Genomic DNA, 11,972 nt, shown 5'->3' with positions numbered 1-11,972 from the left:
CGCCGCAGCCCGCGCGCGCGGCCTGCAACACACCCGGCGCGCTCGGGGTCGCCCGCACCGTCGAGATCGACACGACAGGCGGGCCAGGCTTCGGCTTCGAGCACTTCAAGGAACTCGACTTCCTGCGCGACAAGGAGGTGGTGTTGACCTTCGACGACGGCCCCTGGCCGAAGAACACGCCCGCCGTGCTGAAGGCGCTCGCCGATGAATGCACCACCGGCATCTTCTTCTCGATCGGCAAGCACGCGACCTACGAGCCGGAGATCCTCAAGCAGGTCTACGCGGCCGGCCACACCGTGGGCACCCACACCTGGTCGCACGCCAATCTCAACAACAAGAAGCTCACGGAAGCGCAGCGCAAGGAAGAAATCGAGAAGGGCCTTTCGGCGGTGAAGTGGGCGCTCGGCGGCATCTCGCCCTCGCCGTTCTTCCGCTTCCCGGCGCTCCAGCATCCGCCGGAGATGGTCACCTATCTCGGCAACCGCAACACGGCGATCTTCTCCTGCGACATCGACTCCTTCGACTTCAAGGCCTCCAAGCCCGAGAAAGTGGTCGAGACCGTGATGAAGAAGCTCGACGGCAAGGGCAAGGGCATCGTCCTCATGCACGACTTCCAGAAGCATACGGCAGAAGCCCTGCCCGAGCTCCTCAAGCGCCTGAAGGCAGGCGGCTACAAGGTGGTGGCGATGCGCTCCAAGTTCCCGGCGTCGACGCTGCCGGAGTACGACCAGGAGCTGCTCAAGGACATCAAGCTGCCGACGGTCAGCAACCGGCCGGTCAACAGCGTGGTGACGACGGTCTCCGAATAGCCGCGCCCTTGTCCTTCCGCATCGAAGGCTACGTCATCGTCTCCGCGGACGGCATGCTCGCCGACGCGAGCCATGTCATGCCTGACACCCTGAAGTTCGAAGGCGACAAGCTGTTCTTCGAGCAGGCGCTCGATCGCGCCGCGCTGATCGTGCACGGCCGGCACTCGCACGAGCAGCAGCCGAACTCTCCGAAGCGCAAGCGGCTGATCACGACCCGCAAGATCAAGGCGCTCACCGTCGATCCGGAGATGCCGAACGCGACATTGTGGAATCCGGATCACGCGAGCTTCGAAGAGGCCTGCGCCTTCGCCGATGTCGCCTCCGGCATGGTGGCAATCATCGGCGGTCCCGTCGTGTTCGACATGTTCATGGGCCGTTACGACACGTTCTGGCTGTCGGAGGCCCCGCATCTGCGCCTGCCCGGCGGCGAAGGCTGTTTTGTCGGCGTGCCGGAGCGGACGCCGCACGAGGTGCTGGCGTCACACGGGATGAAGCCGGGCGCGCCGTTCCTGCTCGACGCGGCGCATGACGTCACGGTGACGCCGTGGCGGCGCGGCTAGCGCAGGCCTGCCCTACGGCGTCGGCAAGTGATAGGCCAGCACACCGCGCAGCGTGTGCACTGTGCCGCCAGCGCTCAGGCTGGTCATGAAATCAGACGCCAGATCGTCCCTCGCGCCGAGATGCGTGACGCGATATTCGGCTCGGGCCGAAATGCTGTCGGTGAAGAAGCGCTCGAAGCCGCCGCCGAACGTCGCGCCGTGATATTCCCGCGTCGGAGCGGTGCCGGGAAATCCAAGAAAATTGTACGAGATCGACTGCGCGGTCGTTCCGCTGTAGCCGCCGAGCAGATAGACGAGCGTCTCCGGCGCCACGAGATAGCCGACGCGTCCGCCGACGGTCCAACCCCACTTCACCGCAGCGAGATCCGACGAGATCGCGACACCGGCTCCTCCGGCCGATGCAGTGACCTTGGCGCCGCCATTGGTCCCGGCATCGATCAGCCCGAATGCGCCGACAACCCATCTCGGCGCGATCTGGCGATCGTAGCCGATCGTGATGGTGCCGCCGACATCGGCGCCGCCGAGACCGGACGCGTTGAAATCCAGCACGCCGGCGAACGAGCCCGCGACATGGGGCGTGATGACATCGCCCCCGATGCCCGCACCGACGTAGACGCCCGTCCATGTGGGAGTCAGCACCGGCGTCGCCGATGCAGTCGCTGGTCCGCCGAACTGGCCGAAGCGATAGGCCGCGCCGATCCTGACCACATGCTCGGAGAGGTCGGTGGTCCAGACCGCGCCGAGTGGATCGACAGTCGTATTACGGCCAAGCGCGACGTAGCGGTATTCGCTGCGCAGCGAGACGTTATTGGCGAGGCGATACTCCGCGCCGGCGCCGACCGTGTAACCGTGCGACGTCAGCGCCGATTCCTGCACGGTGAACGAGGGGCCTCCGCCGAGGATCACGTAGTTGAGGTTCCAGTTGTTGATCCGCATCTCGCTGTAGCCGGCGAGGCCATAGAGCAGGATATCGGGCGTCACCAGAAATCCTGCACGGCCGCCGATCGTCCAGCTCTGGTCCAACGACGGCAGCGCAGCGCTCAGGCTCTGGCCAAAAAAAGTGCTCGTCGCACTGGCCGTCGTTCTCTGGCGCGACCAGTCGTAATCGACGAAACCGCCGACCACGAATCGCGGCGCAACCTGGACGTCAAACCCGGCGAAAGCAGACAGCCCGAGATCGGCGCCCTGCAAGCCGTCGAGATTGAACAAGTCCGGGCCGCCGCCGACCGGTGTCAGGTTTGACCGGCCGGTCGCGAAGTCGAAGCCGAGTCCAGCGCCGATGTAGAATTGGGTCCAGTTCGCCACGGGCGCGGCTAGCGGCCGCGCCTTTACGGGAAGATCGGCCGCGGAAGATTGCACGATGGCAAACGGCGGACCCAACGTTACGCCCAGAACCGCAGCCGCACGCGCAGCCACCCGTCGCCTCGAATGAACCAAGTCCGCCCCCAATCGCCCCGAACCGCGCCGGCCTATTCAACCGGACGATCGGTAGTATTCGGCTCAAACCCAGTCCGACAAGTCGGGATATACGCACACTCCAAGGCGGCCACGATTTTGTGGAAGCGCTGTGATATCAAAGCCATGATCTGTGAACGAGGGTTCACGCGAGCGGCACGCGAAGCCGCTCTGGAAGCCCGGCGGCTACACGTCCCCGTACGCCGCCTCGGCCGGGCGCGTGGTGCGGCCGTAGCCGATGATCATGCAGAGCGCCCCGATGATCGAGAGATTCTTCAGCGCGTCGACCAGCATCTTGGCGTTGTCGGGCGGCGCCAGATTCCAGAAATCGTAGAACAGCACGGTCGCGACCGCGACGTAGATGATCAGCAGCATGGCAAAGAACCGCGCGCCGAAGTTCAGCGCGATCATCAAGCCGGCGATGACCTCGAGCGCGCCGACCGCGATGGCCAGCAGTTGCGGCGTCGTCATGGCGCTCGCCGTCTCGATCTGCTTGGCGTAAGGCGCGATGATTTCAGGCACCACGACCTTGGTGGCGATGAAATCGGCGGTCGCCTGGATGGCGAACAGCTTTGTTGCGCCCGTGTAGATGAACAGCACGGCAAACAGAATTCGCCCGAAAGTCACGAACGCTGGCATGATCGGCCTCTTGGCTCAGGCTTTCTGAAATCGGAACCTGGACGAAAGTCCCGGGCGATTATGAAGAGTCGTTCGCCGGTTTACAAACGGGGAAATGGAGAACTGCGAGTAATTCAAAGCTGGCCGCGCGCCATTCGTTGGCGCTCCCTGGCGGAATTGAACCGAGGGCGGCGCGATTGGCCACAACGATCTCGACGTCATGGCCGGGCTTGCCCCGGCCATCCACGACTTAGCTCGCCGTACAAAGAACGTGGATGCCCGGGCCTTCGCCGCGCCGAAGCGGCTTCGGCTGCGCAGGCGGGACCAGCCCGGGCATGACGAGTTCGCGGAACGTCAGGCTTACGTAAACAATGTCGGCTGCTGCCGCGCCGCGCGCTCCTGCGCTTCCACGACGGCGACTGCGGTCATGTTGAGGATGCCGCGCGCGGTCACCGAGGGGGTGAGGATGTGCGCCGGGCGCGCCGGGCCGATCAGGATCGGGCCGACGGGCAGCGCGTCCGCGAGCGACTTGATCATCTGATAGGCGACGTTGGCGGTGTCGAGGGTCGGCATGATCATGATGTTGGCCTCGCCCTCGAGCTTGGAGTGCGGCAGCACCATCCTGCGCGCAGCGGCCGAGAGCGCGGTATCGCCCTGCATCTCGCCGTCGGCCTCGATTTCCGGATGCTTGTCCTTCAGGAGCTGGGTCGCCCGCCGCATCTTGCGCGAGGATTCGGTGTCGTAGCTGCCGAAATCGGAGTGCGAGACGAAGGCGATCTTCGGCTTGATGTTGAAGCGCTGGACGTGGACCGCCGCGAGCGAGGCGATCTCGGCGAGTTCTTCCGCGCTCGGATTGGGGCGAACCTGCGTGTCGGCGATGAAGAAGGCGCCCTTGCTGGTGATCAGCAGCGCCAGCGCCGCATAGTCGCTGATGCCCGGCGAGAAGCCGACGATCTCGCGGACATGGCGCAGATGGCTCATGTAGCGGCCCTCGACGCCGCAGAGCATCGCATCCGCCTCCCCGCGCGTCACCGCGAGCGCGGCGATGACGGTATTGTTGGTGCGCACCACCGTGCGCGCCGCATCCGGCGTCACGCCGCGGCGGCCGGCGACCTCGACATAGGACTGCACGTAGGATCGGTAGCGCGGATCGTCCTCGGGATTGACGAGGTCGAAATCCTTGCCGGCCTTGATCGACAGGCCGAAGCGCTTGATGCGCGCCTCCACCACGGACGGACGACCGACCAGGATCGGCGTCGCCAGCTTCTCCTCCAGCACCACCTGCGTGGCGCGCAGCACGCGCTCGTCCTCGCCCTCGGCATAGATGACGCGCACCGGCTGAGTCTTGGCCTTGGCGAACATCGGCTTCATGACGAGGCCGGAGCGGAAGGCGAAGCGCATGAGTTGCGCGGCATATTCGTCGAAATTGGTGATGGGACGCGTCGCGACGCCCGACTCCATCGCGGCCTTCGCAACCGCCGGCGCCACGCGCAGGATCAGCCGCGGATCGAACGGGCTCGGAATCAGCGAGCCCGGACCGAAGCCACCCATCTCGCCGGTGTCGACCCCTTGCGCCACCGCATCCGACGGCGCCTCGCGGGCGAGCTGCGCGATGGCCTCGACGGCGGCGTGCTTCATCTCTTCGTTGATGGCGCTGGCGCCGACGTCGAGGGCGCCGCGGAAGATGAAGGGGAAACACAGGACGTTGTTGACCTGGTTCGGATAGTCCGAGCGGCCGGTGCAGATCATGGCGTCGGGCCGCACCTTCCGCGCTTCCTCCGGCATGATTTCGGGCGTCGGATTGGCGAGCGCCATGATGAGGGGCTTGTCGCCCATCGCCTTGGCCATCTCTGGCTTGAGCACGCCCGGTGCCGACAGCCCGATGAAGATGTCCGCGCCGCCGATGACGTCGCCGAGCGTGCGCTTGTCGGTCTTCTGCGCATAGACCGCCTTCCAGCGGTCCATCGAGGTGTTGCGGCCCTCATGCACGAGGCCGTCGATGTCGCAGACCCAGATGTTCTTGCGCTGCGCGCCCATCGACACCAGGAGATTGAGCGTCGCGATGGCCGCGGCCCCTGCCCCCGAGGCCACGATCTTGACGTCCGACAGCTTCTTGCCGTTCAGCCTGAGGCCGTTGGTGATGGCGGCGGCGACGATGATGGCGGTGCCGTGCTGGTCGTCATGGAAGACCGGGATCTTCATGCGCTCCTTCAGCCGCGCCTCGATCTCGAAGCACTCCGGCCCGCGGATGTCCTCCAGATTGATGCCACCGAAAGTCGGCTCGAGCGCCGCCACGGTCTCGACCACCCGGTCGATGGTGTCGGCGGCGATCTCGATGTCGAACACGTCGATGCCGGCAAACTTCTTGAACAGGACCGCCTTGCCCTCCATCACGGGCTTGGAGGCCAGCGGGCCGATATTGCCGAGGCCGAGCACCGCGGTGCCGTTCGAGACCACAGCAACCAGATTGGCGCGGGTGGTCAGCGTCGCGGCCTCGGCCGGGTTCTTGGCGATCTCGGTGCAGGCAGCCGCAACGCCCGGGGAATAGGCAAGCGCGAGGTCGCGCTGGTTGGCAAGCGGCTTGGTCGCCTGGATCTCGAGCTTGCCGGGGCGCGGCAGGCGATGATAGGCGAGCGCCGCCTGGTGGAGGTCATCAGAATAGGACGACATGCGGTCTTGCCTCGCGTTACCGGCCTCAAACTACGTTGTCCTGACCGGTCTGTCGCGGGTTGCGGTATTCCGGGTCATGGAAACGGGATGAAGCACGGCCGGCGCCCCGGTGGCAACATCCGATTCCGCCCCCATCAACAGGCCGCGCGGTCAAATAATTGAAAACCATAGCTTTCCCTGGACCGCCCCGGGCTTTGCGAATATGGCAGGTTGCGCAGTGCAAAACGAGCAACTGGAGCTGAGAATGAAGCGGATCCTGATCGGCCTGATCGCACTCGCCGTGCTCGGCGCGGGCGGATGGTTCGGCTTCGACCTCTATGCCAGGCATCGCGCCACCCAGGAGATCGAGGCCGTCTTCGACAAGATCCGCAGCCAGGGCGGCAAGGCAAGCCACGGCAAGGTGGCGTTCGCCGTGACAAGCAGGACGCTGACGATCGAAGACATCGCAGTCGATCCCGCCGGGCAGCCGCAGGCGCACATCAAGATCGCCGGCATCAAGGGCGTGGGCGTCCGCCAGGCCGATGAGAGCCGCTTTGCAGCCGACAGCATCGAGATCTCCAGTTTCGAGGTTGCGCTGGACGAGGTTGGCCCCGGGAAGCTGAAGACCTCCTACAAGGTCCCGCAGATGATCGTGCGGGATTACGCGGGCCCTGTTCACGCCCAGAATGCGCCGGCGTCAGGCTCCCTGATCGACTTGTACCGATGTGTGCTCGATCAGTATGCGAGCGTGACCGCATCTTCAATCGCGGCCCCGACCCTCACCGTCGCCTTCGATGCCGGCAAAGGCGCCGCCGGCAGCGGCGAGGTCGTCTATTCGGGTCTGGCGATCCAGAAGCTCGGCAAGGGCAAGGTCGACGCGATGAAGGCCGACCGCGCCACCTTCACGATCAACGTGGAGCAGGCCGGCAAGGCGGACAAGCTGACCGGCGAGATGTCCGACATCATCATCAATGAATTCGACTCGACCGCAATCGCCGCCGCCCTCGATCCGCAGAAGGCGAGCGACGACAGCTACCATCGCGTTTACGGACAAATGTCGAGCGGCACTTATGTGGCGACGTCGACGCAGGGCATGCGGATTCAGGTCGATGGCATCGCGATCGCCGATATCGCGGTCCGGCCGTCGAAATTCCGGCCGGCCGAGATTCTCGCACTGCTGCAGACCGACCGCTCCATTCAGCCGACCCCGGCGCAATCGCGCGAGATGATGGAGAAGCTCGCCGGTCTCTATGAGGGCCTTCGCGTCGGCAAGATCGAGATCGGCACCATGTCGATGACGACCCCGCAAGGGACGCCCCGGCTCAGGGCGATCAGGTACCAGGAGGGCGAGTTCGCGCTCGAAGGCCTCGATGCGCCGACGCCGCAAGGGCAAGTGAAGATGGAGCGCTTCGCGCTCAAATCACTCAGCCTCGCGAACCTGATGCGTTGGGCCGCGAGCCTCACCACTCCCGGGCAGGCGCCCTCGCCCGATCAGATGCTGGGCCTGTTTGGCGTACTCTCGGGTGCGGAGGTCAAGGGCGTGGCGGCGCCCTACAAGAACACCAAGAAGCTGGTCACGATCGACACGCTGAGCCTGGATTGGGGGCAACTGGTCGGCTCGATCCCGAGCAAGGCGCATGTGGTTGCCAAATTTGTCACGCCCACGGATCCTTCCGATCCAAGGCAGCTTCCATTGGTTCTCAGCGGGATCGACAGGCTCGCGATCGACCTCGATCTCGGCGCGGCCTGGACAGAGTCGTCCAAAGGCTTCGCTCTGACGCCCGCGACGCTCGACGTCGGAGGGATCGCCAAAGCGCAATTGCGCATCACACTTGGCAATGTCCCGCGCGAGCTCTTTTCGGCCGACCCCGCTCAGTTCATGGGTCAGGCCGCCCAGGTCGAGGCTGTCGCGCTCGAGTTCTCAGTACGCGACAATGGTCTTGTCGATTCCGCGGTGACGCAGAATGCGCGGGGGCGAAATGTCAGCCGTGACGAGGCGCGCCGGACGCTCGTCGACAGCGTCAGAGTGTACCGAGCGGACGTCGCGGCCGCCAATCCGGAGGCGGGTACGGCGGTGGATGCGATCGCAAGCTTCATCGAGACGCCGGGCCAGACGCTCGTCATCAAGCTGACGCCGCGCGCGAAGGTGCCGCTGATGCAATTGATGCAGCTCTTCAATGCCGACCCGGAGGGCACGCTGGCGCAGTTCAGGATCGAGGCGTCGACGGGCCTGTAGGCCGCGTCAGAAGCGCCCGCTCTCCCCCACCGTCATGGCCGGGCTTGTCCCGGCCTTCCACGTTCTTTGCTGCGGCATCCCAAAAACGTGGATGCCCGGGACAAGCCCGGGCATGACGAATCGTGGCGCCCTCCCCCCAAGCGGGGAGAGGCGAAGAGATCACTTCTGCGGCAGGTTCACCCGCACATGCAGCTCGCGGAGCTGCTTGGTCGTAGCTTCCGACGGTGCGCCCATCAGGAGGTCCATGGCCTGCTGGTTCATCGGGAACAGCGAGATCTCGCGCAGATTGGTGGTGCCGCAGAGCAGCATCACGATGCGGTCGACGCCCGCGGCCATGCCGCCATGCGGCGGCGCGCCGTACTGGAAGGCGCGGTACATGCCGCCGAAGCGCTCGACCACTTCCTGCTCGCCGTAACCTGCGATCTCGAACGCCTTCACCATCGCTTCCGGAACATGGTTGCGGATGCCGCCGGAGGCGATCTCGTAGCCATTGCAGGTGATGTCGTACTGGAACGCCTTGATGGTCAGCGGATCCTGGCCCTTCAGCGCCTCGAGGCCGCCCTGCGGCATCGAGAACGGGTTGTGCGAGAAGTCGACCTTCTTGTCGTCCTCGTTGTACTCGTACATCGGGAAGTCGACGATCCAGGCGAGTTCGAACCGCTCCTTGTCGGTGAGGTTCAATTCCTCGCCGACCTTGTTGCGGGCAAGACCAGAGAACTTCCAGAACTTGTCGGGATCGCCGGCGACGAAGAAGGCGGCATCGCCTTCCTTGACGCCGATCTGCGCGCGGATCGCAGCGGTGCGCTCGGGCCCGATGTTGTTCGCAAGCGGACCGGCGCCCTCGCCGCCCTCGCGCCACATGATGTAGCCAAGGCCCGGCTGGCCCTCGCCCTGCGCCCACGAATTCATGCGGTCGCAGAAGGCGCGGCTGCCGCCGCCCGGTGCCGGGATCGCCCAGACCTGGTTCTTGGGGTCTTCGAGCATGCGCGCGAACACCTTGAAGCCGGAGCCGCGGAAGTGCTCGGAGACGTCCTGCATCTCGATGGGGTTGCGCAGGTCCGGCTTGTCGCTGCCGTATTTGCGCAGCGCTTCGGCGAACGGAATCCGGCGCCAGTTCTTGCTCACCGGCTTGCCCTTGGCGAACTCCTCGAACACGCCGGTGATCACAGGCTCCATCGCCGCGAAGACGTCTTCCTGAGTCACAAAGCTCATCTCGACGTCGAGCTGGTAGAACTCGCCCGGCAGGCGGTCGGCGCGCGGGTCCTCGTCGCGGAAGCACGGCGCGATCTGGAAGTAGCGGTCGAAACCGCTCATCATCAGCAGCTGCTTGTACTGCTGCGGCGCCTGCGGCAGCGCGTAGAACTTGCCGGGATGGATGCGCGAGGGCACCAGGAAGTCGCGCGCGCCTTCCGGCGAGGACGCCGTCAGGATCGGGGTATTGAACTCGAAGAAGCCCTGCCCCTCCATCCGCCTGCGCATCGACTTGATGATTTCGACGCGCGTCATGATGTTCTGGTGCAGCTTCTCACGGCGCAAATCGAGGAAGCGGTACTTCAGGCGGATGTCTTCAGGGTATTCCTGGTCGCCGAACACCGGCAGCGGCAGGTCGCCGGCGGGGCCCAGCACCTCGATCTCGCTGACATAGATCTCGATCTTGCCGGTCGGCAGATCCTCATTGTCGGTGCCTTCGGGACGGCGGCGGACCTTGCCGTCCATCTTGACCACGAATTCCGAGCGCAGCTTTTCGGCCAGCGAGAACGCCGGCGAGTCCGGGTCGACCACGCACTGGGTCAGGCCGTAATGATCGCGCAGGTCGATGAACAGCACGCCGCCATGGTCGCGAACGCGATGGACCCAGCCCGAGAGGCGGATCGTCTCGCCAATGTTGCTCTCGCGGAGCGCGCCGCATGTATGTGACCGGTAGCGATGCATGGTCGTCCCAAAATCAGTGTCGGAGGAAGCGAATCGAACGGCTGAGGTGGCCGGTCCGAAAGTTGCGGCAGGGTTTACCCGACGAGGCCCAAGGCGGCAACCAACGGAACGGGCTGTTTTGGGCCCGGAAGGCCCATTTTGGGCCGATTGGGCCTCAAGCCTTTGCCATCGGGCGTTCCCCGCCTATCTTTACCTCCATGACCGTCCATTTCCCCTTCCAGAACTCCTATTCGGCGCTACCGGACAGCTTCTTCGCCCGCGTCGCGCCGACCCCTGTTGCTGCCCCCCGGCTGATCAAGCTGAACCGGCCCCTGGCGGTCCAGCTCGGGCTCGATCCGGACCTCTTGGAGACCCCCGAGGGCGCCGAAATCCTGGCCGGGAAGACGGTTCCTGATGGAGCCGACCCCATCGCCATGGCCTATGCCGGCCACCAGTTCGGGCAGTTCGTACCCCAGCTCGGCGACGGACGAGCGATCCTGCTCGGCGAGGTCATCGACAAAGACGGCGTCCGCCGTGACATCCAGCTCAAGGGCTCGGGCCCCACCCCGTTCTCCCGCCGCGGCGACGGCCGCGCTGCGCTCGGGCCCGTCTTACGCGAATACATCGTCAGCGAAGCGATGCACGCGCTGGGCATTCCGACCACACGCTCGCTTGCCGCCGTCGTCACCGGCGAGCACGTCATCCGCGAGACCGCGCTGCCCGGCGCGGTGCTGACCCGCGTCGCCTCGAGCCATATCCGCGTCGGCACCTTCCAGTTCTTTGCCGTCCGCCGCGATACCGACGCGATCCGCCGGCTCGCCGACCACGTCATCGCCCGCCACTACCCAGAGCTATCAGGCACCGAGCGGCCGTATCACGCGCTGCTTGCCGGCGTCGTCGCGCGCCAGGCCGAGCTCGTCGCGCGCTGGCTGCTGGTCGGCTTCATCCATGGCGTGATGAACACCGACAATTCTTCGATCTCGGGCGAGACCATCGACTACGGCCCCTGCGCCTTCATGGATGCCTACAACCCCGCGCAGGTGTTTTCCTCGATCGACGAGATGGGCCGCTACGCCTATGCCAACCAGCCGCGCATCGCGCTGTGGAACCTGACGCGGCTCGCCGAGTGCCTGCTGCCGCTGTTCGGCGAGGAGCAGGACAAGGCGGTCGAGCAGGCGCAGGAGATTCTCGGCGCATTCCCCGAGACATTCAGCAAGGCCTATCAGGCGGGCCTGCGCAAGAAGGTCGGCCTGTTCACCGAGCGCGACGGCGACGAGGCCCTGATCCAGGATCTGCTCGACGCCATGGCGAAGAACCAGGCCGACTTCACCCTCACCTTCCGCAGGCTCGGCGATGCCGCAGGCGATCCGGCCGCGGATGACGCGCGCGCAGAGTTCATGGACCCCGCAGCCTTCGATGAATGGGCCCGGCGCTGGCGCGAGCGTCTTGCGGCCGAGCCGCAATCCGCCGCCGAGCGGCAGACCGCCATGAACGCCGTCAACCCGATCTTCATCCCGCGCAACCACCGTGTCGAGGCGGTGATCCAGGCCGCGGTGAACAACGACGACTACGCGCCGTTCGAGGAATTGGTGAAGGTGCTGGCGAGGCCATACGCGGACCAGCCGGACTACGCCGCCTACGCCGACCCGCCGCTGCCGGATCAGCGGGTGTTGCAGACGTTCTGCGGGACGTGAGGGACAAGCTCGCTGCGTAGGGTGGATTAGCCGAAGGCGT

Annotated in this window: 8 protein-coding genes; 4 read left to right on the top strand and 4 right to left on the bottom strand. The window is 65.4% G+C overall.

What is annotated here, in order from left to right; all coding sequences use genetic code 11:
• On the top strand, positions 1 to 809 hold an 809-nt coding region (locus tag XI08_RS17635; RefSeq protein WP_271575359.1), incomplete at its 5' end, for a polysaccharide deacetylase family protein.
• Positions 810 to 817: 8 nt separating this feature from the next.
• Positions 818 to 1,369, top strand: a complete 552-nt coding sequence (locus tag XI08_RS17630; RefSeq protein ID WP_271575358.1) for a dihydrofolate reductase — start codon at positions 818 to 820, stop codon at positions 1,367 to 1,369.
• A 12-nt stretch (positions 1,370 to 1,381) separates the two neighbouring features.
• Here the strand turns inward: XI08_RS17630 and XI08_RS17625 are convergent, their stop codons facing one another.
• The 3 genes from XI08_RS17625 to XI08_RS17615 all read right to left on the bottom strand — a co-directional run bounded on the left by XI08_RS17625 (position 1,382) and on the right by XI08_RS17615 (position 6,112).
• A complete protein-coding gene (locus XI08_RS17625; protein ID WP_271575357.1) occupies positions 1,382 to 2,785 on the bottom strand; it encodes an outer membrane protein in 1,404 nt (467 codons plus the stop codon).
• A gap of 225 nt (positions 2,786 to 3,010) precedes the next feature.
• A complete protein-coding gene (locus tag XI08_RS17620) occupies positions 3,011 to 3,463 on the bottom strand; it encodes a DoxX family membrane protein (RefSeq protein WP_027542933.1) in 453 nt (150 codons plus the stop codon).
• 339 nt (positions 3,464 to 3,802) lie between these two features.
• Positions 3,803 to 6,112 carry an NADP-dependent malic enzyme gene (locus XI08_RS17615; protein WP_271575356.1) on the bottom strand — a complete coding sequence of 770 codons (2,310 nt, stop codon included), beginning with the start codon at positions 6,110 to 6,112 and terminating at the stop codon, positions 3,803 to 3,805.
• Between the two features lie 244 nt (positions 6,113 to 6,356).
• Here XI08_RS17615 and XI08_RS17610 point away from each other — a divergent pair, with 244 nt between their 5' ends.
• On the top strand, positions 6,357 to 8,327 hold the full coding sequence (locus tag XI08_RS17610) for a hypothetical protein (RefSeq protein WP_271575355.1): 1,971 nt from the start codon (positions 6,357 to 6,359) through the stop codon (positions 8,325 to 8,327).
• 159 nt (positions 8,328 to 8,486) lie between these two features.
• Here XI08_RS17610 and aspS read toward each other — a convergent pair whose 3' ends face one another.
• Entirely contained in the window at positions 8,487 to 10,259 is a 1,773-nt protein-coding gene (gene aspS / locus XI08_RS17605; RefSeq protein WP_271575354.1) for an aspartate--tRNA ligase, read from the bottom strand.
• A gap of 197 nt (positions 10,260 to 10,456) precedes the next feature.
• Here aspS and XI08_RS17600 point away from each other — a divergent pair, with 197 nt between their 5' ends.
• Positions 10,457 to 11,932, top strand: coding sequence for a protein adenylyltransferase SelO (locus XI08_RS17600; RefSeq protein WP_271575353.1), 1,476 nt, complete (start codon positions 10,457 to 10,459; stop codon positions 11,930 to 11,932).
• The last annotated feature ends 40 nt before the right edge of the window (positions 11,933 to 11,972 follow it).

This window comes from Bradyrhizobium sp. CCBAU 11361, from assembly GCF_028128935.1.
GTDB classification, from domain to species: domain Bacteria; phylum Pseudomonadota; class Alphaproteobacteria; order Rhizobiales; family Xanthobacteraceae; genus Bradyrhizobium; species Bradyrhizobium niftali.
The sequence above is the reverse complement of the archived record's forward strand: the minus strand, read 5'-3'. Positions and strand labels throughout refer to the sequence as shown.